This window comes from Burkholderia sp. Ac-20349 (genome assembly GCF_017104865.1).
GTDB lineage: Bacteria > Pseudomonadota > Gammaproteobacteria > Burkholderiales > Burkholderiaceae > Burkholderia > Burkholderia aenigmatica.
Window position 1 is genome coordinate 15,040 of record NZ_JAAGPM010000040.1, and the last position, 23,219, is coordinate 38,258.

At 65.6% G+C, this 23,219-nt stretch carries 21 protein-coding genes; 8 read left to right on the forward strand and 13 right to left on the reverse strand.

Features of this window, described 5'->3' with window-relative positions:
• Positions 1–34: 34 nt before the first annotated feature.
• The 6 genes from G3N61_RS15620 to G3N61_RS15645 all read right to left on the reverse strand — a co-directional run bounded on the left by G3N61_RS15620 (position 35) and on the right by G3N61_RS15645 (position 4,605).
• Positions 35–307 (reverse strand): succinate dehydrogenase assembly factor 2, encoded by a 273-nt coding sequence (locus tag G3N61_RS15620; protein ID WP_011355742.1) that lies wholly within the window; start codon positions 305–307, stop codon positions 35–37.
• Between the two features lie 7 nt (positions 308–314).
• Positions 315–1,016, reverse strand: a complete 702-nt coding sequence (locus tag G3N61_RS15625) for a succinate dehydrogenase iron-sulfur subunit (RefSeq protein WP_011355743.1) — start codon at positions 1,014–1,016, stop codon at positions 315–317.
• A 21-nt stretch (positions 1,017–1,037) separates the two neighbouring features.
• Positions 1,038–2,816: a succinate dehydrogenase flavoprotein subunit gene (gene sdhA, locus G3N61_RS15630; protein ID WP_043177662.1), complete on the reverse strand. Its 1,779-nt coding sequence runs from the start codon at positions 2,814–2,816 to the stop codon at positions 1,038–1,040.
• Positions 2,817–2,819: 3 nt separating this feature from the next.
• On the reverse strand, positions 2,820–3,188 hold the full coding sequence (gene sdhD, locus G3N61_RS15635) for a succinate dehydrogenase, hydrophobic membrane anchor protein (RefSeq protein WP_011355745.1): 369 nt from the start codon (positions 3,186–3,188) through the stop codon (positions 2,820–2,822).
• A 4-nt stretch (positions 3,189–3,192) separates the two neighbouring features.
• Positions 3,193–3,609 carry a succinate dehydrogenase, cytochrome b556 subunit gene (sdhC, locus tag G3N61_RS15640; protein ID WP_034185792.1) on the reverse strand — a complete coding sequence of 139 codons (417 nt, stop codon included), beginning with the start codon at positions 3,607–3,609 and terminating at the stop codon, positions 3,193–3,195.
• Positions 3,610–3,780: 171 nt separating this feature from the next.
• Positions 3,781–4,605: a GntR family transcriptional regulator gene (locus tag G3N61_RS15645; protein WP_043177665.1), complete on the reverse strand. Its 825-nt coding sequence runs from the start codon at positions 4,603–4,605 to the stop codon at positions 3,781–3,783.
• A 288-nt stretch (positions 4,606–4,893) separates the two neighbouring features.
• On the opposite strand from G3N61_RS15645, the gene G3N61_RS15650 reads away from it, so the two are divergent.
• The 6 genes from G3N61_RS15650 (at position 4,894) to G3N61_RS15675 (ending at position 13,210) form a co-directional block, all read left to right on the forward strand.
• A complete protein-coding gene (locus G3N61_RS15650; protein WP_043177668.1) occupies positions 4,894–5,880 on the forward strand; it encodes a malate dehydrogenase in 987 nt (328 codons plus the stop codon).
• Between the two features lie 184 nt (positions 5,881–6,064).
• Positions 6,065–7,072: an aldolase/citrate lyase family protein gene (locus G3N61_RS15655; protein WP_043177670.1), complete on the forward strand. Its 1,008-nt coding sequence runs from the start codon at positions 6,065–6,067 to the stop codon at positions 7,070–7,072.
• A 230-nt stretch (positions 7,073–7,302) separates the two neighbouring features.
• On the forward strand, positions 7,303–7,818 hold the full coding sequence (locus tag G3N61_RS15660; protein WP_043177672.1) for a hypothetical protein: 516 nt from the start codon (positions 7,303–7,305) through the stop codon (positions 7,816–7,818).
• 22 nt (positions 7,819–7,840) lie between these two features.
• Complete coding sequence (locus G3N61_RS15665) at positions 7,841–9,292, forward strand: bifunctional 2-methylcitrate dehydratase/aconitate hydratase (RefSeq protein ID WP_205822953.1); 1,452 nt, start codon at positions 7,841–7,843, stop codon at positions 9,290–9,292.
• A gap of 52 nt (positions 9,293–9,344) precedes the next feature.
• Positions 9,345–12,062, forward strand: a complete 2,718-nt coding sequence (gene acnA / locus G3N61_RS15670; RefSeq protein WP_043177678.1) for an aconitate hydratase AcnA — start codon at positions 9,345–9,347, stop codon at positions 12,060–12,062.
• 203 nt (positions 12,063–12,265) lie between these two features.
• Positions 12,266–13,210, forward strand: a complete 945-nt coding sequence (locus tag G3N61_RS15675; RefSeq protein ID WP_089453382.1) for a hypothetical protein — start codon at positions 12,266–12,268, stop codon at positions 13,208–13,210.
• Between the two features lie 15 nt (positions 13,211–13,225).
• Here G3N61_RS15675 and G3N61_RS15680 read toward each other — a convergent pair whose 3' ends face one another.
• The 3 genes from G3N61_RS15680 to G3N61_RS15690 are packed head-to-tail and all read right to left on the reverse strand — an operon-like array spanning position 13,226 to position 14,411.
• Positions 13,226–13,660 carry a DUF1801 domain-containing protein gene (locus G3N61_RS15680; protein WP_089453383.1) on the reverse strand — a complete coding sequence of 145 codons (435 nt, stop codon included), beginning with the start codon at positions 13,658–13,660 and terminating at the stop codon, positions 13,226–13,228.
• Positions 13,657–14,088 carry an SRPBCC domain-containing protein gene (locus tag G3N61_RS15685; RefSeq protein ID WP_205822954.1) on the reverse strand — a complete coding sequence of 144 codons (432 nt, stop codon included), beginning with the start codon at positions 14,086–14,088 and terminating at the stop codon, positions 13,657–13,659. Before G3N61_RS15685 ends, G3N61_RS15680 begins: the two co-directional genes overlap by 4 nt.
• Positions 14,088–14,411 carry a metalloregulator ArsR/SmtB family transcription factor gene (locus G3N61_RS15690; protein WP_043177689.1) on the reverse strand — a complete coding sequence of 108 codons (324 nt, stop codon included), beginning with the start codon at positions 14,409–14,411 and terminating at the stop codon, positions 14,088–14,090. Before G3N61_RS15690 ends, G3N61_RS15685 begins: the two co-directional genes overlap by 1 nt.
• 643 nt (positions 14,412–15,054) lie before the next feature.
• Here G3N61_RS15690 and G3N61_RS15695 point away from each other — a divergent pair.
• Positions 15,055–16,788, forward strand: coding sequence for a S53 family peptidase (locus tag G3N61_RS15695; protein ID WP_205822955.1), 1,734 nt, complete (start codon positions 15,055–15,057; stop codon positions 16,786–16,788).
• Positions 16,789–16,975: 187 nt separating this feature from the next.
• Entirely contained in the window at positions 16,976–18,367 is a 1,392-nt protein-coding gene (locus G3N61_RS15700) for an MFS transporter (protein WP_205822969.1), read from the forward strand.
• A 14-nt stretch (positions 18,368–18,381) separates the two neighbouring features.
• Here the strand turns inward: G3N61_RS15700 and G3N61_RS15705 are convergent, their stop codons facing one another.
• From G3N61_RS15705 to G3N61_RS15720, 4 genes are all read right to left on the reverse strand, one after another.
• Positions 18,382–19,314, reverse strand: a complete 933-nt coding sequence (locus tag G3N61_RS15705) for a LysR family transcriptional regulator (protein WP_205822956.1) — start codon at positions 19,312–19,314, stop codon at positions 18,382–18,384.
• 85 nt (positions 19,315–19,399) lie between these two features.
• Positions 19,400–20,818, reverse strand: coding sequence for an MFS transporter (locus G3N61_RS15710; protein ID WP_205822958.1), 1,419 nt, complete (start codon positions 20,816–20,818; stop codon positions 19,400–19,402).
• 227 nt (positions 20,819–21,045) lie between these two features.
• Entirely contained in the window at positions 21,046–21,882 is an 837-nt protein-coding gene (locus G3N61_RS15715; protein ID WP_027791109.1) for an ABC transporter permease, read from the reverse strand.
• 37 nt (positions 21,883–21,919) lie between these two features.
• Positions 21,920–23,176 (reverse strand): ABC transporter permease, encoded by a 1,257-nt coding sequence (locus G3N61_RS15720; protein ID WP_205822970.1) that lies wholly within the window; start codon positions 23,174–23,176, stop codon positions 21,920–21,922.
• Positions 23,177–23,219: the final 43 nt, after the last annotated feature.

Genomic DNA, 23,219 nt, shown 5'->3' on the forward strand with positions numbered 1-23,219 from the left:
TTCGATAACGGGCACAGCGCGTTACACCTTGGCGTTACACGTTGCGCAGCATCTCCAACAGCCGGTGAATATCCGGGCTGTCTAGGTCGCCTTCTGGTTCCTTGCGCGCGAGGAGCAAGTCCATCAGGTCGTTGTCGCTCAGATCGAGCAGGCGCGACAACGCGCCTACGTCTGCATCGGTGAGGTCATGCTCGTATCTGCTGAAGAAACGCTCGAAGATGATGTCGTTTTCCAGCAGACCCCGCCGCGCACGCCAGCGGAGGCGTGCGCGACGGTGCGGGTCGGATTGATGCGAATCGTCGCTCATGCCGACCTTAAACCGCGCGGCGGACCATCAGTTCCTTGATCTTGCCGATCGCCTTCGTCGGGTTCAGGCCCTTCGGGCAAACGTCGACGCAGTTCATGATCGTGTGGCAACGGAACAGACGGTACGGGTCTTCCAGGTTGTCGAGACGCTCGCCGGTGGCCGTGTCGCGGCTGTCCGCGATGAAGCGGTAAGCCTGCAGCAGGCCGGCCGGGCCGACGAACTTGTCCGGGTTCCACCAGAAGCTCGGGCACGACGTCGAGCAGCTCGCACACAGAATGCACTCGTACACGCCGTCGAGCTCGTCGCGCTCTTCCGGCGACTGGAGGCGTTCCTTCTCCGGCGGCGGCGCGTCGTTGATCAGGTACGGCTTGATCGAGTGGTACTGGTTGAAGAAGTGCGTCATGTCGACGATCAGGTCGCGCACGACGGGCAGGCCCGGCAGCGGACGCAGCACGATCTTCTGCGGCAGGTCGTTCAGGTTCGTCAGGCACGCGAGACCGTTCTTGCCGTTGATGTTCATCGCGTCCGAACCGCACACGCCTTCGCGGCACGAGCGGCGGAACGACAGCGTCTCGTCCACGGCCTTCAGCTTGACCAGTGCGTCGAGCAGCATGCGCTCGTGCTCGAGCTCCAGCTCGTACGTCTGCATGCGCGGCGCTGCGTCCTTGTCCGGATCGTAGCGGTAGACTTCAAAAATGCGTTTTGCCATTTCGGATTCCTTTGACTCGGCTTAGAACGTGCGCGGCTTCGGCGGCACGGATTCGACCGTCAGCGGCTTCATTTGAACCGGCTTGTAGTCGAGGCGATCGCCTTCGCTGTACCACAGCGTGTGGCGCAGCCAGTTGTCGTCGTCGCGGTGTTCGTAGTCGCTGTGGGCGTGTGCGCCACGGCTTTCCTTACGTGCTTCCGCCGACACCATCGTTGCGCGAGCAACTTCGATCAGGTTCTCCAGCTCGAGCGCTTCGACGCGCGCGGTGTTGAACACCTTCGACTTGTCCTTCAGGTGGATGTTTTCCACGCGTGCCTTCAGGCCGGCCATCTCGTCGACGCCTTCCTTCAGCAGTTTCGACGTGCGGAACACGCCTGCGTGCTTCTGCATCGTCGAGCGGATGTCGTTCGCGACGTCCTGCGTGTATTCGCCCGAGGTCGACTTGTCGAGCTTCGCCAGGCGCGCCAGCGAGAATTCGCCTGCATCGGCCGGCAGCGGCTTGTGTTCCTTCTGGTTCTTCACGTGCTCGACGATGTGGTTGCCGGCCGCACGGCCGAACACCACGAGGTCCAGCAGCGAGTTCGTGCCGAGGCGGTTCGCGCCGTGCACGGACACGCACGAGCATTCGCCCACTGCGTAGAAGCCGTTGACCGGATCCTTGTGACCGCCGCGCGACGTGCCGACGACCTGACCGTGGATGTTGGTCGGGATGCCGCCCATCTGGTAGTGGATCGTCGGGACGACCGGGATCGGTTCCTTGATCGCGTCGACGTTCGCGAACTTCAGCGCGATTTCGCGGATCGACGGCAGACGCTTCATGATCGTCTCGGCGCCGATGTGCGACAGGTCGAGCAGCACGTGATCCTTGTTCGGACCCACGCCACGGCCTTCCTTGATTTCCTGGTCCATCGAACGCGACACGAAGTCACGCGGCGCCAGATCCTTCAGCGTCGGCGCGTAGCGCTCCATGAAACGCTCGCCGTTCGCGTTGCGCAGGATACCGCCTTCGCCGCGCACGCCTTCGGTGATCAGCACGCCCGCGCCGGCCACGCCGGTCGGGTGGAACTGCCAGAACTCCATGTCCTGCAGCGCGATGCCCGAACGCGCAGCCATGCCGAGGCCGTCGCCGGTGTTGATGAACGCGTTGGTCGATGCCGCGAAGATCCGGCCTGCGCCGCCCGTTGCGAACAGCGTGGTCTTGCCTTCCATGATGTAGACGTCACCCGTCTCCATCTCGAGGGCCGTCACGCCGAGCACGTCGCCTTCCGCGTCGCGGATCAGGTCGAGCGCCATCCATTCGACGAAGAACTGCGTCTTCGCTTCGACGTTCTGCTGGTACAGCGTGTGCAGCAGCGCGTGACCGGTACGGTCGGCGGCCGCGCATGCGCGCTGGACCGGCTTCTCGCCGTAGTTCGCGGTGTGGCCGCCGAACGGGCGCTGGTAGATCGTGCCGTCCGCGTTACGGTCGAACGGCATGCCGAAGTGCTCGAGTTCGTACACGACGTTCGGCGCTTCACGGCACATGAATTCGATCGCGTCCTGGTCGCCGAGCCAGTCGGAGCCCTTGATCGTGTCGTAGAAGTGGAAGTGCCAGTTGTCTTCGCTCATGTTGCCGAGCGACGCGCCGATACCGCCCTGCGCGGCCACCGTGTGCGAACGGGTCGGGAACACCTTCGACAGCACGCCGACCGACAGGCCCGCGCGCGACAGTTGCAGCGCTGCGCGCAAGCCGGAGCCGCCCGCGCCGACGATCACCACGTCAAACTTGCGACGCGGGAGGTTAGATTTGATTGCAGCCATTCTTTACACTCTCCAGAGAATCTGCGCGGCGTAGCCCGCACATGCGAGCAGCCAGACGATGGTCAGCGATTGCAGCAGCAGGCGCACACCGACGGGCTTCACGTAGTCCATCCAGATGTCGCGCACGCCGACCCATGCGTGGTAGAAGAGGGAAAGCAGCATCACGAAGGTCGCGAGCTTCATCCATTGCGCGGCGAAGATCGAGGCCCAGCCTTCGTACGAGAAATCGTGCGCGCCGAAGAACAGGACGAGCAGGATGACCGTGTAGACCGCCATGATCGTGGCGGTGATGCGTTGCGCGAGCCAGTCGCGCAGGCCGTAGTGCGCGCCGACGACGAGGCGCTTCGAGCCGATTCGGTTATTGGCTGCCATTTTCTTAGAATGCTCCGAACAGTTTGAGTGCCATGGCGATCGTCAGGGCGATCGAGACGACAAAGACGACGACTGCCGTCCGCTTGCCGCCTTCCTTCGTGACGGCGTCGTGATTGACGTCCATCAGCAGGTGGCGAATGCCGGCGCAGAAATGGTGGAAGAAGGCCCACGACAGTGCGAGGACGATCAGCTTGACGATGATGTTGGAGAGGAAAGCCTTGAAGACTTCGAAGCTGAGCTCGGACGTGAGGCTCTGGTCGAAGAGGAACAGCAGGAACGGCAGGAACAAGAACAGCAGCGCGCCGCTGACTCGATGGAGAATCGACAATATCGCTGCCAGCGGCATGCGATATTTCATCGTGATATCGCCAAATCCGATGTTCCGGTATTCCGGCCTCGGCTTTCTTACTGCATCAGTCATGCTAGACCCCTACTATGTTGTCACACTAATCCGCGATTTTAGCGCCTTTTTATATCGCGCTGCAGCGAAAGTCTGCTCTGGATAGTTGCGCGAACAAGAACAAAAGGCGGCCCGAAACGTGCTTCGCGAACGTGGGGAACGCGAACGCACTCGGCTTGAGCCGATACACCGTCAACTCAAGTCATTCTGATAGTAGTACCCGGTTGTGACATACCAGCCGCGACGCACTTCCACCGGCCGGTCTCCGTATGTATAGGACACGCGCTCGACCGACAGCAAAGGAAAACCCGCCGGCACGTGCAGCAGGTCGGCCACCGCCGGCTCCGCCGCGACCGCGCGGATCTTTTCCGTCGCGCGGATCATCCGCGTGCCGAACTCCGTCTCGAACATCGCGTAGAGCGGCCCCTTGTACTCGCTCAGCCGCTCGAACGTCAGGCCGCGGAACATCGCGCCCGGCAGCCAGATCTCGTCGAGCACCGTCACTTCCTTCTCGAACTCCAGCAGACGGCGCACCTGCACGACGGGATCGGCCGGCTTCAGGTCGAGCTGCCGCGCGATCTCGGCCGGCGCGCGCAGGCGCCGGCATTCGAGCAGGCGGCTCACGTGCGGATGCTCGGCACCGTCGTCGGCCAGCAGGCGGAGGAAGCGGAACTGCGCGCGATCCTCATTGTGCGTTGCAACAAAAGTGCCCTTGCCCTGCCGCCGGACCACGAGGTTTTCGGCGGCCAGCTCGTCGATCGCCTTGCGGACGGTGCCCTGGCTGACCTTGTAGCGAGCCGCGAGCTCCACCTCGCTCGGGATGATCTCGCCCGGCTTCCATTCACCGGATTCGAGACTTTGCGTGATCAATGACTTAATCTGCTGGTATAACGGGCTGAACGTCGGCGACGGCGGCGCCGCAGGCGAAGGTGCGGGATCGCTCGCGCCCGGCTGCCCTGGGCCGCCTGCGCCGGTCTGATTCGCGGTATTCGCCTGGTTCGATGTCATGGCGCGCATTTCATCACAAACCGCACTTTTAAGTCCACTCAATTTCCGCAAAACATCTGTCTTATATAAGACATATGATACCGTTTGACTTTGAGCCGGACGGCTCCTACACTCCGGGTCGAGCAAGGGTTCGCGGGTGCAAAAGCGCGTCCCCGGCTACGTGCCACGGCCGTCTCCAGGTTCACCGCGTCTGCCATCGCGAGTCCTCCGCCCTGCTTCAATGCAACACTCAGCACAACGCGCATAGAATGGCGTTTTCGCGAGTGTCCAACGCTTCACCCGTCCTGGAGATTTTCAATGGCTAAGCCCGCAAAGCGTGTTGCCGTCACCGGCGCCGCAGGTCAAATCGCTTACTCCCTGCTGTTCCGCATCGCGAACGGCGATCTGCTCGGCAAGGACCAGCCGGTCATCCTGCAACTGCTCGACCTCCCGCAAGCCCAAGGCGCCGTCAAAGGCGTCGTGATGGAACTCGACGATTGCGCGTTCCCGCTGCTGTCGGGCGTCGTGATCACCGATGATCCGAAGGTCGCATTCAAGGATGCCGACGTCGCACTGCTGGTCGGCGCACGTCCGCGCTCGAAGGGCATGGAGCGCAAGGACCTGCTGTCGGCAAACGCCGAAATCTTCACGGTTCAGGGCGCTGCGCTGAACGAAGTCGCGAGCCGCGACGTGAAGGTGCTGGTCGTCGGCAACCCGGCGAACACCAACGCGTACATCGCGATGAAGTCGGCACCGGATCTGCCGAAGAAGAACTTCACGGCCATGCTGCGCCTCGACCACAACCGCGCGCTGTCGCAGCTCGCAGCGAAGTCGGGCAAGCCGGTCGCATCGATCGAGAAGCTCGCCGTGTGGGGCAACCACTCGCCGACGATGTACCCCGACTTCCGCTTCGCGACCGCCGAAGGCGAGTCGATGCTGAAGCTGATCAACGACGACGTGTGGAACCGTGACACGTTCATCCCGACCGTCGGCAAGCGCGGCGCGGCGATCATCGAAGCGCGCGGCCTGTCGTCGGCAGCGTCGGCAGCGAACGCAGCGATCGACCACGTGCGTGACTGGGTCCTCGGCACGAACGGCAAGTGGGTCACGATGGGCATCCCGTCGGACGGCTCGTACGGCATCCCTGAAGACATCATCTACGGCGTGCCGGTCGTTTGCGAAAACGGCGAGTACAAGCGCATCGAAGGCCTGGAAATCGACGCGTTCTCGCGCGAGAAGATGGACGGCACGCTGGCCGAGCTGCTCGAAGAGCGCGATGGCGTCGCCCACCTGCTGAAGAACTAAGCATCACGCATCTTGCCGGGCCGCCCTCGGGCAGCCCGGTCTCGGCCCGGGCCGGCATGCCGCCGGCGCGGGCCGACCGATCCGATCCGCGCACGTTTTGCCGCCCGCGCCCGCCGCGCCCCGGCCCAGAACGCGCCCGAATCCGATTTTCTCCACGTTGACCCGCTTCCCTGACGTAGACGAGATGGCCGCGCTCACTCCTGCACAAGTGCTGTACGACGGGGCGTCCCCGCCCGCGATCCTGCCCTGCTGCGATCACTACGCGGGCAGCGAAAAGCTGATGCGCAAGTCGCTCGCGCTGCAGGCCGAAACGGGCCCCGTTTTCGACATCACGCTCGACTGCGAAGACGGCGCGGCCGTCGGCCAGGAAGCCGCGCACGCGGCACTCGTCGCCGAACTGCTCGGCAGCGCCGAGAACCGCTTCGGCCGCGTCGGCGTCCGTATCCACGACTTTTCCCACCCGCACTGGCGCGACGACGTGCGCATCGTGCTGCGTGCGGCGCGCGCCCCCGCCTACATCACGCTCCCGAAGATCGCGAGTGCCGCCGACGCAGCCGAAATGACCGCGTTCATCGAAGGCACGCGCCGCGAGCTCGGCATCGCGCAGCCGATCCCGGTCGACGTGCTGGTCGAGACGCACGGCGCGCTCGCGCAGGCGGCCGCCCTCGCCGCGCTGCCGACGGTCGGCACGCTGAGCTTCGGGCTGATGGATTTCGTCTCCGCGCACCATGGCGCGATTCCCGATTCCGCGATGCGCTCGCCGGGCCAGTTCGAGCATCCGCTCGTGCGCCGCGCGAAGCTGGAAATCGCCGCGGCCTGCCACGCGCACGGCAAGACGCCGTCGCACAACGTGACGACCGAGGTGCGCGACATGGGCATCGTCGCCGGCGATGCACGCCGCGCGCGCGACGAATTCGCATTCACGCGGATGTGGAGCATCCACCCCGCGCAGATCCGCCCGATCGTCGACGCATTCGCGCCGCGCACCGACGAGGTCGCGCTGGCCGCCGAGATCCTGCTGGCCGCGCAGGCCGCCGACTGGGGGCCGACGCGCCACGGTGATACGCTGCACGATCGCGCGAGCTACCGGTATTACTGGTCGGTGCTGCGCCGCGCGCGGGCCACCGGCCAGCCCGTACCGGCCGAGGCCGCGCCGCTGTTCGGGCCGGCCGCCGCAGGCAGCGCGCCGTAAGCGCGCGCCGCCGGCCGAGACACGAGATTCATGCATTCGACGACGCGCGAACCGGATAGAGTTTTGCGAAACGACAAAAAACGTAACGGAGCCCGAAAACCTGATATATACGCGGCCAAATAGGTGAAAATAGCGGCCGCTGCGCGCTTTCGGGGCGCGTGCAGTTTCAAACCGGCCGGCCACTTCGATTGCCGGCCCTTGTCAACTGATTATCGAAAGGTTCTGACTCCATGAAGAAACTCCTGATCGCTACCGCCATCGGCGCCTTGTCCGCCACGATGCTGGTGTCGGCTCCGAGCGCGTTTGCCCAGGGTACGGCCACGACGACCGCGAAGAAGGCTACGGCCAAGCGCCCGGCGCCGGCCAAGCGCATCATCCCGCGCAGCAAGAAGGCGCAGGCGCGCGCAGCCGCCAAGGTCGATCCGGTACCGGACGGCGCGGTCAAGTGGTCCTGTAAGGAAGGCCTGTCGTTCGACCTCGCCGGCGACATGAAGCGCGACCAGGTCGTCACGGTTCACTGGGCGAAGAAGAACTACAAGCTGCCGCGTCAAGCCACGACGACGGGCGCCGACACGTTCTACGATCCGGCAGCAGGCTTCAAGCTGATCGTGATCCCGACCAAGGCAATGCTGTTCTCGGACGCAAACGGCGGCGAGCGCCTCGCGGACGAATGCGTGACGCCGGAAATGGCACAAGGCACGGCTGCGCCGACGCAATCGAACGAGCTGAAGCCGGCAACGAACTAAGCGCGTTCCCATCGGCCCCTCGATGTCCGCCCCGGTCTCCAACGTCCGCCCTGCTCCGGATACGGTACTCGTCGATATCGTCGACTACGTGCTGAACACCGGTCTCGACAGCGCGCTCGCGCTGGAGACGGCGCGTCATTGCCTGATCGACACGCTCGGATGCGGGCTCGAGGCGCTGTCCTACCCTGCCTGCACCAAGCTGCTCGGCCCCGTCGTGCCCGGCACGATCGTGCCGAACGGCGCGAAGGTGCCCGGCACGTCCTTCCAGCTCGATCCCGTCCAGGCCGCGTTCGGCATCGGCGCGATGATCCGCTGGCTGGACTTCAACGACACCTGGCTCGCCGCCGAATGGGGTCATCCGTCCGACAACCTCGGCGGGATCCTGGCGACGGCCGACTGGCTCTCCCGCACGGCCGTCGCGGCCGGCCGGAAGCCGCTCCTGATGCGCGACGTACTGGTCGCAATGATCCAGGCCCACGAGATCCAGGGCTGCCTCGCCCTCGAGAATTCGTTCAACGCGGTCGGGCTCGACCACGTGCTGCTCGTGAAGGTCGCGTCGACCGCCGTCGTCGGCCGGCTGCTCGGGCTCACGCGCGACGAGCTGATCAACGCGGTATCCAACGCGTTCGTCGACGGCCAGGCGCTGCGCACTTACCGCCACGCACCGAACACCGGCTCGCGCAAATCATGGGCGGCCGGCGACGCCACGTCCCGCGCGGTGCGCCTCGCGCTGATCGCGAAAACGGGTGAAATGGGCTACCCGTCGGCGCTCACCGCCAAGACCTGGGGCTTCTACGACGTGCTGTTCGACGGCAAGCCGTTCTGCTTCCAGCGCCCGTACGGCACGTACGTGATGGAAAACGTGCTGTTCAAGATCGCGTTCCCCGCCGAATTCCACGCGCAAACGGCCGCCGAGGCCGCGCTGCAGCTGCACGCGCAGCTCGCCGCCGCGGGCCGCACGACCGACGAGATCAGCCGGATCACGATCCGCACGCACGCGGCCGCGATCCGCATCATCGACAAGCAGGGCCCGCTCGCCAATCCGGCCGACCGCGACCACTGCATCCAGTACATGGTCGCCGTGCCGCTGCTGTTCGGCCGGCTGACCGCGGCCGACTATGAAGATTCGGCCGCCGCCGATCCCCGCATCGACGCGCTGCGCGCAAAGACCGTGTGCGTCGAGGATCCGCAGTTCACGAAGGATTACCACGACCCGGACAAGCGCTCGATCGCGAATGCACTGACGATCGAGTTCGCGGACGGATCGAAGCTTGCCGAAGTGGCGGTCGAATACCCGCTCGGTCATCAGCGACGCCGCACCGAAGGCATCCCGCTCCTGGTCGAGAAATTCCGGACCAACCTCGCCCGCCGCTTCCCGGCAAAGCAGCAACAAGCGATTCTCGACGTGTCGCTGGACCAGGCAAAGCTCGAAGCGATGCCGGTCGATCAGTACGTCGACTTGTATGTGATATAGCCGTCATCTACAGGACACGTTGTTTCCTAGCCTTAAACCCAGGAAAATCACCATGGCCCACAATCTCCACAAGACCCTCAAGGAATTCGACAGCGGTTCCGGCAAAGGCAAGTTCTACTCGCTGCCGCAGCTCGGCAAGGAACTGAAGACGAAGATCGAACGCCTGCCGGTGTCGATCCGTATCGTGCTCGAGTCCGTGCTGCGCAACTACGACGGCAAGAAGATCACCGAAGAGCACATCGAGCAGCTGGCGAACTGGAAGCCGACGGCCAAGCGCGTCGACGAGATTCCGTTCGTGGTGTCGCGCGTCGTGCTGCAGGACTTCACGGGCGTGCCGCTGCTCGCCGACATCGCGGCCATGCGCGGCGTCGCGGAGCGCACGGGCAAGAACCCGAAGAAGATCGAGCCGCTGGTCCCGGTCGATCTCGTCGTCGACCACTCGGTCCAGATCGACTACTTCCGCCAGAAGGATGCGCTCGACCTGAACATGAAACTGGAATTCCAGCGCAACAACGAGCGCTACCAGTTCATGAAGTGGGGCATGCAGGCATTCGACACGTTCAAGGTCGTGCCGCCGGGCGTCGGCATCGTCCACCAGGTGAACCTCGAATACCTCGCGCGCGGCGTCCACAAGAAGGCGGACGGCGGCGACACCGTGTACTACCCGGATACCCTCGTCGGCACGGACAGCCACACGACGATGATCAACGGCATCGGCGTGGTCGGCTGGGGCGTGGGCGGCATCGAGGCTGAAGCCGGCATGCTCGGCCAGCCGGTGTACTTCCTGACGCCGGACGTCGTCGGCGTCGAGCTGAAGGGCAAGCTGATCGAAGGCGTGACGGCCACCGACCTGGTGCTGACCATCACCGAAATGCTGCGCAAGGAGAAGGTCGTCGGCAAGTTCGTCGAATTCTTCGGCGAAGGCACGAAGTCGCTATCGCTGCCGGACCGCGCGACGATCGGCAACATGGCGCCGGAATACGGCGCGACGATGGGCTTCTTCCCGGTCGACGAAAAGACGATCGACTACTTCGAAGGCACGGGCCGCACGAAGGCGGAAATCGCCGCATTCGAAAACTACTTCAAGGCGCAGAAGCTGTTCGGCATCCCGAAGGCCGGCGACATCGACTACACGAAGGTCGTGACGCTCGACCTGGCGACGGTCGCCCCGTCGCTGGCCGGCCCGAAGCGCCCGCAGGACCGCATCGAGATCGGCAACGTCAAGTCGACGTTCACCGACCTGTTCTCGAAGCCGGTGGCGGACAACGGCTTCGCGAAGAAGGCGGACGATCTGGCCACGCAATACACGACGAGCAACGGCGTCGACGTGAAGAACGGTGACGTGCTGATCGCCGCGATCACGTCGTGCACGAACACGTCGAACCCGAGCGTGCTGCTGGCCGCCGGCCTGCTCGCGAAGAAGGCGGTCGAGGCCGGCCTCACGGTCGATCCGAAGATCAAGACCTCGCTCGCGCCGGGATCGCGCATCGTCACCGAGTACCTGACGAAGACGGGCCTGCTGCCCTACCTGTCGAAGCTCGGCTTCGAACTCGCCGCCTACGGCTGCACGACCTGTATCGGCAACGCGGGCGACCTGACGCCGGAGCTGAACGAAGCGATCACGAAGAACGACATCGTCGCGGCAGCCGTGCTGTCGGGCAACCGTAACTTCGAGGCGCGTATCCACCCGAACATCCGCGCGAACTTCCTCGCGTCGCCGCCGCTGGTCGTCGCGTACGCGATCGCCGGCAACATCACGCGCGACCTGATGACCGAGCCGGTCGGCAAGGGCAAGGGTGGCCGCGACATCTACCTCGGCGACATCTGGCCGTCGAGCGAGGAAATCCATGCGCTGCTCAAGTACGCGCTCGATCCGGAAAAGTTCGAGAAGAACTACGCGCACCTGACCAAGAAGGGCGACCTCTGGAGCAAGATCGAGGGCGAAACGGGCCAGGTCTACGACTGGCCGAAGTCGACGTACATCGCGGAGCCGCCGTTCTTCGGCAACAACTTCTCGATGGAACCGGCTGCATCGATCCCGACGGTCAAGGGCGCGCGCGCACTGGGCATCTTCGGTGACTCGGTCACGACCGACCACATCAGCCCGGCAGGCTCGATCAAGGAAGACTCGCCGGCAGGCAAGTGGCTGAAGGAAAACGGCGTGCAGAAGGCCGACTTCAACAGCTACGGCTCGCGCCGCGGCAACCACGACGTGATGATGCGCGGCACGTTCGCGAACGTCCGGATCAAGAACCTGATGATCCCGGCGAAGGCAGACGGCACGCGCGTCGAAGGCGGCCTGACGATCCACCAGCCGAGCGGCGAACAGCAGTCGATCTACGACGCGGCCATGCAGTACGTCGGTGCGGATACGCCGACGGTCGTGTTCGCGGGCGAAGAGTACGGCACGGGCTCGTCGCGCGACTGGGCGGCGAAGGGCACGCAACTGCTCGGCGTGAAGGCCGTGATCGCACGCAGCTTCGAGCGCATCCACCGCTCGAACCTGGTCGGCATGGGCGTGCTGCCGCTGCAGTTCAAGGGCGCTGACAGCATCCAGTCGCTCGGCATCACCGGCGACGAAACGTACGACATCGAAGGCCTCGGCGACGACTTCAAGCCGCAGCAGGATGTTACGCTCGTGATCAACCGCAAGAACGGCGAATCGCAGCGCGTGCAGGTACTGCTGCGCATCGATACGCCGATCGAAGTCGACTACTACAAGCACGGAGGTATCCTGCCGTTCGTGCTGCGCTCGCTGCTCGCAGCGTAAGCGCCCTGCTTTTGCAGGTGCCGCAGCCGCCTCGCGGCGGTTGCGGCCGATTTGGAAGCCCGACCTCGTGTCGGGCTTTTTTTTGCGGTCATCGCGGATGAATCGACGTCCCGCCGATGGGCCGCACCACGCGCGGGACCGGCTACGTCGCGACTCGGGGCACCGTGTCACAATGGCGCCACCATCGACCCCTACCGCGCCCCATGTTCCGTCCTGCCCTGCAACTCGCCGCAGTGCTTCTGTCCTTGATCACTGCCACGACAGCGCTGGCCGACACTCAGTACTTCCACAAGTACTTTGCAGGCCGGATCGGTGACCGCTATGCGTTCACGATGGATCTCAAGAATATCGAAGGAAAGTTGACGGGAAGCTATCGCTACGCCGGCAAGCGCAACGTTATCGCGCTGAGCGGCAAGATTGATCCAGCGGGCACCTTTACGATGGAGGAGATCGGGAGTGGCGGTCAACACACCGGCACCTTCACAGGCAAGGTGACCGGCAACACGCTCGACGGAACCTGGGCATCGGCCCGTGGCGACCGGCATTTGCCCGTCGACGCGCATCAGACGTCGGAAATCGTCATCGGCTCGAAACGCGAGATTCTCACGCACGCAATCGGCACTTACGTGCTCGACAACATCACCGGCTCCGGCTGGGCCAACGGCATGTGGGATTCATGGCGCGAGAAAGGCCGATGGAAATCAAACATATCGGTCATCTCAATGGCGCGTCGCGAGTTCTCGGACGTGAGCCTGACACGCGAGGACCTGCACCGGCTCGACAGCATGACGATCACCGTGGACCCAGCGCTCGCGACGCGCCTGAGTGTCGAGGGCAAGGTGCTGCTGTCGATCCCGTACCGCGATGCAGGCATGCAGTACGAGATCGGCCAGCCCCACGACAGCGCCGCGGAGAACGCGCTGAACACCCTGTCGCCTGCCACGACGGTGCATGACGAGCATCTCTACCTGCTCGCCCGCGACGCGATTGATTTCGTTCCGGCGATGTCGGGAAGCTATTTGCCCAACGACCGCCTGGACGTCGTGACCATCAGCTATGCCGTCGTTGACAAAACCTTCACCGTCTACTTGCAGCAAGGCGACTGCTGTGGCGGCACCATGTTCACTTTCCGGCGCAAGGACCGATAACGGCGCCGCGCCACATCACGCCGCCTTGCTGCTTCGCCCCTTCGCACCCGCACCCGCCCGCGCGTTCTTCTTCAGATGCGAACGGTTGTAGTCGATCGCCGCGCGTACGAGGTTCTTCAACGCCCGCTTGTCGATCCGGTCGCCTTCGAAAAAATCGATCGCGCGCCGCGCGTTGCCGTCGAGACCGTCGTTGAACAGCTGGTCGGGATCGGGCAGCTTCGCGCCGTGCATGAAGGTCAGCTTCACCTTGCCCTTGTGCGCGTTCGCGACCGCGATCATCCCGTCGCACTCCCACACGGGGCTGCCCATCCATTTCCATTCCTCGACGATGCCCGCCTCGGACGCGAGGATCGTCTGGCGGAGATCGGCGAACGTCTTGCCGCGCCAGTCGGCAATGCCGGCGATCAGCGCGTCGATACGCGCCGACGGTGTGAGGTCCGTGGTGCTCATGCCCGCGCCTCCGACCCTTCGTCGGGGCGGGCCAGCACCTGTTCGAGCGCGTCGAAGAACCGGACCCAGCCGTGCTGCGCCCCGCGGTACGCCTGCTCCTGGTCCGCGCGGAAGCCGACCTGCTCCATCCGCAGGTGCGTGCCGGCCGGCGTCGGCGTAAGCGTCCACGTGACGACGCTTTCGAGACCGTAAGCGGCCCACGTATACGACAACGCGTGCGGCGGCTCGATCGTCAGGACCTTGCAATCGACCGAACCCCAGTCTGCGCGGAAGCTGAAGGCCCGGCCCGCGACGGGCTCGAAGTCGCTCTTCATCAGCCACGCCTCGATCAGGTGCGGTTGCGTGAGCGCGCGCCAGATCTTCTCCGGCGGATGAGGCAGCTCCCGGTCGACGACGACGGAGCGCGTTTCGGTGGTGGCCTGGTTCATTACTGATCCATCCTTTTCAGAAGATCTTCAAGGGCATCGAACCGGTTCTGCCAGAAGCCGGCCATCTGGCTCGTCCAGTCGATCAATGGGGCCAGCGCTTGAGGCTGCGCGCTGTAGTGCGTCTGCCGGCCTTCGTGACGGTCGATCACGAGCCCGGCCTGCTTCAGGACGCCGAGATGCTTCGAGACGGCGGGCTGCGAGACGCCCGCATGGGCCGTCAGCGCGGCAACCGTCAGCTCGCCGTCCGCACACAGCCGCTCGAAGAGCGCGCGGCGGGTGGGATCGGCAAGCGTCCGGAAAAGCATGTCGTGTGCGTTCTGCATGTCCAAATCCATAACCCGATGGTTATGAATCGAAGCATATCCGCTGATCGACGCGCGTCAAGGCGGAATTTCACGAACGATGCCAGGCGATCGCGCGCGGGCTGCCAGTCCGCCGCAGCGGTGCGCGCCAGCGTTCGGATTCGAGCATTTCCTCTAATTCACCATCGCCGCATGCGATCCGAAAGTCGCCTGCAAGACTGCCGGAAGCACCGTTCCACAATTCGGGAAACGTTTGCGCTGGACCGGCCCCTTTTTTGTGCACGCGTGAATCCGTTCCTGCCGTGTCGCTTCGTTTGACCACATAGTGCGACGCGGCACACGGCAACGACCGGTCGCGCGCCATGCGTTCACGGGTCGATCCGCTCCGCGATCGCGCACGTTCCGGTGCCACGACGAACGACTCGTGCGCGCGAACGTCGCCCCTTGCCGCGCCCTCGTGTCGCGAACCGGTTCCGTTCGCCGCGGCCACGATCGCCGGCACGTCCGACGCAGCCCATGTGCGCACCCGTGCCGATGTCAGAACTGACAGCTATGGAAACTGGCAGCTACCCGAACCGCAGCGACGCCCTACGCTCGTCACCGCTCGCGATCCCACAAGGGTCGGGGGCTCCAGCAACGTCGTCTCTCCTAAAAAGGACTCCCGATGAAAAGGAACGCCTGGTTTGCCCTGCCCCTGCCGTCGCCCCGCCGCCTTGCGTGCGTGGCACCGCTCGTGTTCGCCGCCGCTGCGGCGCATGCGGCGACGGACTGGGTCGACACCCATACGAAGGCCTTTCTGACCGGCCCGCAGTTGATGGCGCGCAGCGCGGCGCCGTCGCTCGAACTCGCGTCCGGTGAAACGACCAACGTCGTCGTCAGCCTGAAGCTGCGCAATGCCGCGCAGCTCAAGCAACTGGCGCGCGACGTGAACCGGCCGGGCAGCGCGCATTACCACCAGTACCTCACGCATGCGCAGTTCCTCGCCAGCTACGCGCCGACCGAAGCCCAGGTGAAGTCGGTCGTCGACTATCTGCACAAGAGCGGCTTCGTGAACGTCGAGGTCGCACCGAACCGGTTGCTGGTATCCGCACGCGGCACGGCCGGCACGGTGAAGACCGCCTTCAACACGTCGCTCGTACACTTCGACTACGCGGGCCGCTCGGGCTTCGCCAACACGTCGACCGCGCAGGTGCCGCGCGCGCTCGGCGACGTCGTCGGCTCGGTGCTCGGGCTGCAGAGCGTCGCGCACGCGCGGCCGCTGCTGCGCATCGGCAACGTGTCGAAGCCGCAGGCGCTCGCGGCCGGCACCGCAACCGGCCACTATCCGAAGGAATTCCCGGGCCTCTACAACGCAACCGGCGTGCCGACCGCGGCCGGCGTGACCGTCGGCATCATCACGATCGGCGGCGTGTCGCAGACGCTGCAGGACCTGAAGCAGTTCACGTCGAGCAACGGCTACGGCACGGTGTCGACGCAGACCGTCCAGACCAACGGCTCGGGCGGCAGCTACACCGACGACCAGGACGGCCAGGGCGAATGGGATCTCGACAGCCAGTCGATCGTCGGCTCGGCCGGCGGCCAGGTCGGCAAGCTCGTGTTCTACATGGCGGACCTCAACGCCACCGGCAACACGGGGCTCACGCAGGCGTTCAACCAGGCGGTGTCGGACAACACCGCGAAGGTGATCAACGTGTCGCTCGGCTGGTGCGAGACCGACGCGAACGCGGACGGCACGATCGACGCCGAGGAACAGATCTTCACGACCGCCGCGGCGCAAGGCCAGACGTTCTCGGTTTCGTCAGGCGACGAAGGCGTGTACGAGTGCAACAACCGCGGCTATCCGGACGGCGCGAACTACACGGTGTCGTGGCCGGCGTCATCGCCGCACGTGCTCGCAATCGGCGGCACGACGCTCTATACGACGTCGGCGGGCGCGTTCTCGAGCGAGACGGTGTGGAACGAAGGGCTCGATGCGAACGGCAAGCTGTGGGCGACGGGCGGCGGTGTCAGCACGATCCTGCCCGCGCCGTCGTGGCAGTCGGGCAGCAACCGCCAGTTGCCGGACGTCGCGTTCGACGCCGCGCAAAGCACCGGCGCGTACATCTACAACTACGGCCAGTTGCAGCAGATCGGCGGCACGAGCCTCGCCGCGCCGATCTTCACGGGCCTCTGGGCGCGCCTGCTCGCAGCGAACGGCACGGGCCTCGGTTTCCCGGCCGGCAAGTTCTACGCCGACATTCCGTCGAACCCGTCGCTCGTGCGCTACGACGTGGTATCGGGGAACAACGGCTATCAGGGGTATGGCTATAACGCAGGCACCGGCTGGGATTACACGACCGGCTTCGGCAGCCTGAACATTGCGAACCTCAACCAGCTGATCAAGTCGGGCGGGTTCTAAGCGAAGCGTGAAGGCCGGCGCGTGGCTGTGGTGGGTCGCGCGCCGGCCGGCGGAAGACCGCATGAACACGGATCGATTCACGGCGACACCACTATCCACCGCATCAATATCGACATCACAAACATCCGTTGGATCAATTGCCAGGCCGATGCGACAGTGGGTATTCACCCAACCTGCGCTGCCCGCGATGTCGACAACCCACCTGCCTCCCCTCAGCCCGCCCCGTCACGATGGCCTGCCGACGCGACAGCGAATCGCGGCATTGATCGCCCTCTCGCTCGCGGTCGCGATGGCCAACCTCGATACGGCCATTACCAATACCGCGCTGCCGACCATCGGCAGCAGCATCGGCGCCGATCCGGCCTCGGTGATCTGGGTCGTCAATGCGTATCAGCTTGCGATGGTCGCGACCTTGCTGCCGTTTGCGTCGCTCGGCGAGATAGTCGGCCATCGGCGCATTTACATCGCCGGGCTGATCCTGTTCACCGCAAGCTCGCTCGCGTGCGGCATCGCAGGGTCGCTTCCCGCGCTCGCCGCCGCGCGTGCGTTGCAGGGCGTCGGCGCGGCCGCGATCATGAGCGTCAACACCGCGCTGATTCGTTTTGCGTACCCGGCCAGGCTGCTCGGCCGCGGCGTCGGGTTGAATGCGCTCGTCGTCGCCGTGTCGTTCACCGTGGGGCCGACCGTGGCGTCGGCCATCCTGTCGGTCACGTCGTGGCACTGGCTGTTTCTGATCAACGTTCCCATCGGCCTGCTTTCCGTCGCATTGGCGGTTCGCACGCTGCCGATCACCGATCGCGCCCGGCATGACTTCGACGTCGTCGCTGCGCTGTTATGCGCCGGTTGCTTCGCACTGCTGATACTTGGATTGGGGACGGTTGCGCATGATGGCTTGTCGCCGACGATCATGACTGAATGGATCGTCGCGGCAGTATTCGGCTACGCGCTGCTGAAGCGCCAGGCACATCACCCCGCTCCACTGCTCGCCGCCGACCTGTTTCGGCGGCCGGTCTTCTCCCTTTCCGCCGCCACGTCGGTTTGCTCGTTTGCGACGCAAGGCCTCGCATTCGTGTCGCTGCCATTCTTCCTGCAAGCCGGCCTCGGCCACAGTCAGGTCGACACCGGCTTCCTCATGACGCCGTGGCCCGTCGTGGTGGCCATCATGGCGCCCGTTGCCGGACGCCTGGCCGACCGATACACGGCCGGCATTCTCGGCACCATCGGCCTCTTCATCCTGTGCATCGGCATGGCGTCGCTGGCCATGCTGCCGCCCGCGCCGTCGACGCTCGATATCGTGTGGCGCATGATGATGTGCGGCGCCGGATTCGGTTTCTTCCAGGCACCGAACCTCAAGGCGCTGATGGGCAGCGCGCCGGCCGAGCGCAGCGGCGGCGCCAGCGGCATCGTCGCAACGGCCCGCCTGCTCGGACAGACGCTCGGTGCGGCGCTGGTCGCCCTGTGTTTTCACGTCTCCGGGGCCGGCGGCCCGATCGTCGCGTTGTGGGCCGGCAGCGCCTTCGCGCTGGCGGGCACGGTCATCAGCTGCCTCCGGCAATTGCCGCGCTGGGCACGCTCGTGACGCATCGGCTGCGTTCAGCCCGTCGCGCGCTGCGCGCCGGGCAACCGCATCGGCTTCGCCGCCTCGTGAATCTTCTCCCTCAGCCAGATTTGTGCGGGGACGCCGTCGTGGCGCCGATGCCAGTACATCGACCACTGGAAACCCGCTGACTCGAACGGCAACGCCTTGAGCACCAGCCCGTCTTCCTCAAAACGTTCGGCCAGGCGCGCGGACATCACCGCGACCATCGACGAATGGCGCAACAGATGCGGCACGACCAGCCAGTGCGGGACATTGAGCACCACGTTCCGGGCGCGGCCCATCCCGGCGAGCGTGGCATCGACATAACGCCCGTCGGTCGCGCTGATGGACACCTTGAGATGCGGCAGAGCAAGGAACCGGTCGAGCGTCAACGCGTCAGCGGCACACGGATGATCCCGCGCCATCACGCAGACCATGCGGTCGTCGAACAGCGGCATCGCCTGCACCGCGCCCGCATGCTCCAGATCCATGCTCACCGCGACGTCGATATCGTCGGCATCGAGCGCGGTCACGGTCTGCCCCGGCGACAGGTGCACCACGTCGAGCGTCACGCCCGGCGCCTCCTGTTCGAGCTGCGCGAGCAACGACGGCATCAGCAGATATTCGAGCACGTCGGACATCCGCAGCCGGAAGTGTCGGGGCGTCGTGGCCGGATCGAACGCGTCATCCGACACGAGGAGCCGCTCTGCCTGGCGAAGCAGTTGCCGCAGCGGCGCTTCCAGTTCCAGCGCACGCGGCGTCGGCTCCATGCCCGTTGCATTGCGTATCAGCAACTCGTCGTGCATCAGGATTCGCAAACGCCCCAGCGCGCTGCTCATCGCCGACTGGCTCAACCCCACCTTCGTCGCGGCACGCGTCACATGCTTCTCGGTCAGCAACGCATCGAGTGCGACCAACAGATTCAGATCAACGCTGCGCAAATTCATGGGTGCTCGCGATTTCGACATGAAATGCTACGTTGCACCCGGCCGTGCGTTCGGTCAATCACACCGGCCTGCCGCGCGCCACCCGCTACTCCGTCGCACGCTCGCTCACGCGCGCCGACGCGGCCGGCACGCCGGCCCGATGCGACGGCGCAAAGAGCCGCAACCCGCTCGCGACGCTCGCGGCCCCGGCGAAGCCGGCACCGAGCATCAGCGCGAGCGTCGGTCCGTGGCGCCCCGCGATGCCGAACGACAGCGCGACGAGCGCGGCGCCCGTCGCCTGCCCGATCAGCCGCGCGGTCGCGATGATCCCGCTCGCGCCGCCGCTGCGCTCGGGCGGTGCGCTCGACATCAGCGCCTTCAGGTTCGGCGACTGGAAGAAGCCGAAGCCCGCGCCGCACAGCATCATCCGCCAGCCGATGTCGACGACGCCCGGCGCCGCCGGCAACGCGGCGAGCGACACCATGCCCGCGCTCAGCAACGCAAGACCGATCGCGCCGAGCAGGCCCGGCGGATAGCGATCCGACAACCGGCCCGCGATCGGCGCGGCGAGCGCGACGATCACCGACCACGGCGTCATCAGGAACCCTGTCTCGACCGCGTTGCGATGCAGGACGGTTTCGAAATAGAACGGCAGCGACACGAACGCGAGCCCCTGCGCGGCGAACGCGCACACGGCGGTCAGCGCGGACAGCGTGAACACTGGCCGGCGAAACAGGTCGACCGGCAGCATCGGCGCCGGATGCCCGGCCTGGCGGCGGATCAGCAGCCAGCCGAATACGAGCGCGACCGCGGCCATCGTGAACACGACGGCAAGCGGCCCGCGCTGCGCGAATTCGCCGAGCGCGAAGATCAGCGACGCGAACGTGATCACGTTGAACAACGCAGCGACCGGATCGAACGCATGCTTGCCGCGCGCCGTCTGCGGCAGCGACGGAATCGCCACCGCAAGCGCGAACACGCCGAGCGGCACGTTCACCGCGAACAGCCACGGCCACGCGGCGACCGACAGGATCAGCGATGCGATGGTCGGCCCCACCGCGAACGACACGCCGACCACGAGCGCATTGAAGCCGACGCCGCGCCCGAGCCGGTGCGCGGGGAACAGCCCGCGGATCAGCGCGACGTTGACGCTCATGATCGCGCTCGCGCCGAAGCCTTGCACGATCCGCGCGGCCGTCAGCATCGGCAGCGTCGACGCGAGCGAACAGCCGAGCGACGCAAGCGTGAACACCGCGAGCCCGGCGATATACACGCGCTTGTGGCCGACGATGTCGCCGAGCGACGCGAACGGCAGCAGCGTCGCAACCATCGCGAGCTGGTAGGCGTTGATGATCCACACGGACGCGGCCGGCGACGCATGCAGGTCGGTGGCGATCGCGGGCAGCGCGGTGTTCGCGATCGCGGTGTCGAGCGTCGCGAGCGCGACGGCCAGCAGCACCGCGGACATCGCACGCCAGTTGACGGCCGGCTCATGCGCGCCGGCGGGGGAAGCGAATTCGGACAAGATGAGGCTCGACTGACGAGCGACGCGTTGCGCCGCGTCGCGGATTGAACTCGCGGCGGCGTTCCGGTCGAACCGCACGGAACGCGCGCCGCCGCGCCCCGTATTGTTGCAGAGCCGCATCGAACGTGCAGGCCGCCGCCTCATCAGTCAGCGAAATGAAAGAAAGCACGTTGCCGCGCAGGACGCGCGGCAACGCTGGCGCAGCACGCAGACCCGACGGCGCCGGGTCAGCTCACCGCGCGCCGCGCATTGCGTCCGCGCAGCCATTCGAGCGCCAGCAACAGGCTCGTCGAGAAGATGATCAGGATCGTTGCGAGCGCAGCGATCGTCGGGCTGATGTTCTCGCGGATCCCCGTGAACATCTGGCGCGGCAACGTCGTCTGGTCCGCACCCGCGAGGAACAGCGTGACGACGACTTCGTCGAACGACGTCGCGAACGCAAACAATGCGCCCGACATCACGCCCGGCGCAATGACAGGCAGCGTCACGCGGAAGAACGTCGACACCGGATTCGCACCCAGCGACAGGCTGGCGCGCACGAGGTTCTGGTTGAAGCCCTGCAGCGTCGCGGCAACCGTCGTCACGACGAACGGCACGCCGAGCGCCGCGTGCGCGGCGATCAGCCCCGTGTAGGTGTTCGCGAGCCCGAGCGGCGCGAAGAACAGGTACATGCCGACGCCGACCACGACGACCGGCACGATCATCGGCGACAGCAGCACGGCCATCAGCAGCCCCTTGCCGCGGAAGTCGGCCTTCGTGAGACCGATCGCGGCGAGCGTGCCGAGCACCGTCGCGACGACGGTCGCCGACGGCGCGACGATGAAGCTGTTCTTCGCGGCCATCCGCCACTCGTCCGACGCGATCAGGTTCTCGTACCAGCGCATCGAGAAACCCGGGATCGGATAGACGAGGAACGTGCTCGACGAGAACGATAGCGGCACGATCGCGAGCACCGGCAGGATCAGGTACAGCAGCGTCAGCACGACGAGCACGCGCAGCGCGACGTACCACGCGCGCTCGACGAACGACATGTGCGGCGCGAACAGCGGCCTGGCGAGTTTCATGGTCGAATTCCCCTTCCCGTTTCGTTGTGCGCGGCGCTCAGCCGAGGCTCACGTTGGTGCGCGTGAAGCGCCCGTACACCGCGTACAGCACGAGCGTCGCCGCGAGCAGCAGCCCGCCGAGCGCGCATGCCATGCCCCAGTTGATCGTCACGTTCGTGAAGTACGCGACGTAGTAGCTGACCATCTGGTCGTTCGGCCCGCCGAGCAGCGCCGGCGTGATGTAGTAGCCGATCGCGAGGATGAACACGAGCAGCGCGCCCGCGCCGACGCCCGGATAAGTCTGCGGCACGTACACGCGCCAGAACGCGGCGAACGGGTGGCTGCCGAGCGACACGGCCGCGCGCTGGTAGGTCGGCGGGATCGACTTCATCACGCTGTACAGCGGCAGGATCATGAACGGCAGCAGGATGTGCGTCATCGAGATATACACGCCGACGCGGTTGAACAGCAGCGTCAGCGGATGCGAGATCAGCCCGCTGCCGATCAGTGCGGTGTTGATGAGCCCTTCGCTCTGCAGCAGCACGATCCATGCCGCGACCCGCACGAGCACCGACGTCCAGAACGGAATCAGCACGAGGATCATCACGAGGTTCGCGCGACGCTCCGACAGCGTCGAGATCCAGTACGCGAGCGGATAGCCGAGCAGCAGCGCGAACAGCGTGACGGCAACGCCGATCACGAACGTGCGGCCGAAGATCGCGAGATAGATCGACTGATCGGGATCGGCCTGCACGACGTGGCCGAAGCCGTCCTGCTTGTGGTCGAGCGCGGCGAGCAGGTAGAACGGCGACACCTGGCTGCCGTTCTTCGCGATCGACTGCCAGTACGCGACATCGCCCCAGCGCGCGTCGAGCTCGACGATTTTCTCGCGCGTCTGTGCGGGTGTCAGCGCCGCGTCATTGTCGCCCTTCAGCGGCATCGCGCGCGCCGTCTTCGCGACGAGCGAGCGATAGCCGGGAATCTCGGTGTTCAGGCGTCGTGCGAGCGCACCCATCGCCTCGCTGTCGGCCACCTTCGTCATGTCGGCCGCGAGCGCGACATACGCGGCGTCGGCCGGCGGCGCCTTGCGGTCCCAGCCCGAAAGCGCGGCCACCGTATTCGGCAACGCGGTCGCGATCTCCGGGTTCTGCACCGCGCGCGTGAGCAGCGTGCCGATCGGCACGACGAAAATCAGCAGCAGGAATATCGCGAGCGGCGCGACCAGCAGCAGCGCCATCGTGCGCTTGCGGGCTTCGGCGGCCTTCAGCTCGCGCTTGAGCGCGGCCGCCGACGGCGAGGAAGGCGCGATCGTCATCGTATTCAACGGTTCTCTCCGGCCGGGCATGATCCAGCGGAAG

Excerpts from the sequence above, each read along its gene's own strand:
- sdhC (WP_034185792.1), bottom strand. The coding sequence starts at position 3,609 with ATGACTGATGCAGTAAGAAAGCCGAGGCCGGAATACCGGAACATCGGA.
- G3N61_RS15680 (WP_089453383.1), bottom strand. The coding sequence starts at position 13,660 with ATGAGCACCACGGACCTCACACCGTCGGCGCGTATCGACGCGCTGATC.
- G3N61_RS15690 (WP_043177689.1), bottom strand. The coding sequence starts at position 14,411 with ATGCAGAACGCACACGACATGCTTTTCCGGACGCTTGCCGATCCCACC.
- G3N61_RS15695 (WP_205822955.1), top strand. The coding sequence starts at position 15,055 with ATGAAAAGGAACGCCTGGTTTGCCCTGCCCCTGCCGTCGCCCCGCCGC.
- acnA (WP_043177678.1), top strand. The coding sequence starts at position 9,345 with ATGGCCCACAATCTCCACAAGACCCTCAAGGAATTCGACAGCGGTTCC.
- G3N61_RS15720 (WP_205822970.1), bottom strand. The coding sequence starts at position 23,176 with ATGACGATCGCGCCTTCCTCGCCGTCGGCGGCCGCGCTCAAGCGCGAG.
- G3N61_RS15705 (WP_205822956.1), bottom strand. The coding sequence starts at position 19,314 with ATGAATTTGCGCAGCGTTGATCTGAATCTGTTGGTCGCACTCGATGCG.
- G3N61_RS15645 (WP_043177665.1), bottom strand. The coding sequence starts at position 4,605 with ATGCGCGCCATGACATCGAACCAGGCGAATACCGCGAATCAGACCGGC.
- G3N61_RS15665 (WP_205822953.1), top strand. The coding sequence starts at position 7,841 with ATGTCCGCCCCGGTCTCCAACGTCCGCCCTGCTCCGGATACGGTACTC.
- G3N61_RS15700 (WP_205822969.1), top strand. The coding sequence starts at position 16,976 with ATGTCGACAACCCACCTGCCTCCCCTCAGCCCGCCCCGTCACGATGGC.
- G3N61_RS15685 (WP_205822954.1), bottom strand. The coding sequence starts at position 14,088 with ATGAACCAGGCCACCACCGAAACGCGCTCCGTCGTCGTCGACCGGGAG.
- G3N61_RS15660 (WP_043177672.1), top strand. The coding sequence starts at position 7,303 with ATGAAGAAACTCCTGATCGCTACCGCCATCGGCGCCTTGTCCGCCACG.
- G3N61_RS15655 (WP_043177670.1), top strand. The coding sequence starts at position 6,065 with ATGGCCGCGCTCACTCCTGCACAAGTGCTGTACGACGGGGCGTCCCCG.
- G3N61_RS15650 (WP_043177668.1), top strand. The coding sequence starts at position 4,894 with ATGGCTAAGCCCGCAAAGCGTGTTGCCGTCACCGGCGCCGCAGGTCAA.
- G3N61_RS15675 (WP_089453382.1), top strand. The coding sequence starts at position 12,266 with ATGTTCCGTCCTGCCCTGCAACTCGCCGCAGTGCTTCTGTCCTTGATC.
- sdhD (WP_011355745.1), bottom strand. The coding sequence starts at position 3,188 with ATGGCAGCCAATAACCGAATCGGCTCGAAGCGCCTCGTCGTCGGCGCG.
- G3N61_RS15625 (WP_011355743.1), bottom strand. The coding sequence starts at position 1,016 with ATGGCAAAACGCATTTTTGAAGTCTACCGCTACGATCCGGACAAGGAC.
- G3N61_RS15715 (WP_027791109.1), bottom strand. The coding sequence starts at position 21,882 with ATGAAACTCGCCAGGCCGCTGTTCGCGCCGCACATGTCGTTCGTCGAG.
- sdhA (WP_043177662.1), bottom strand. The coding sequence starts at position 2,816 with ATGGCTGCAATCAAATCTAACCTCCCGCGTCGCAAGTTTGACGTGGTG.
- G3N61_RS15620 (WP_011355742.1), bottom strand. The coding sequence starts at position 307 with ATGAGCGACGATTCGCATCAATCCGACCCGCACCGTCGCGCACGCCTC.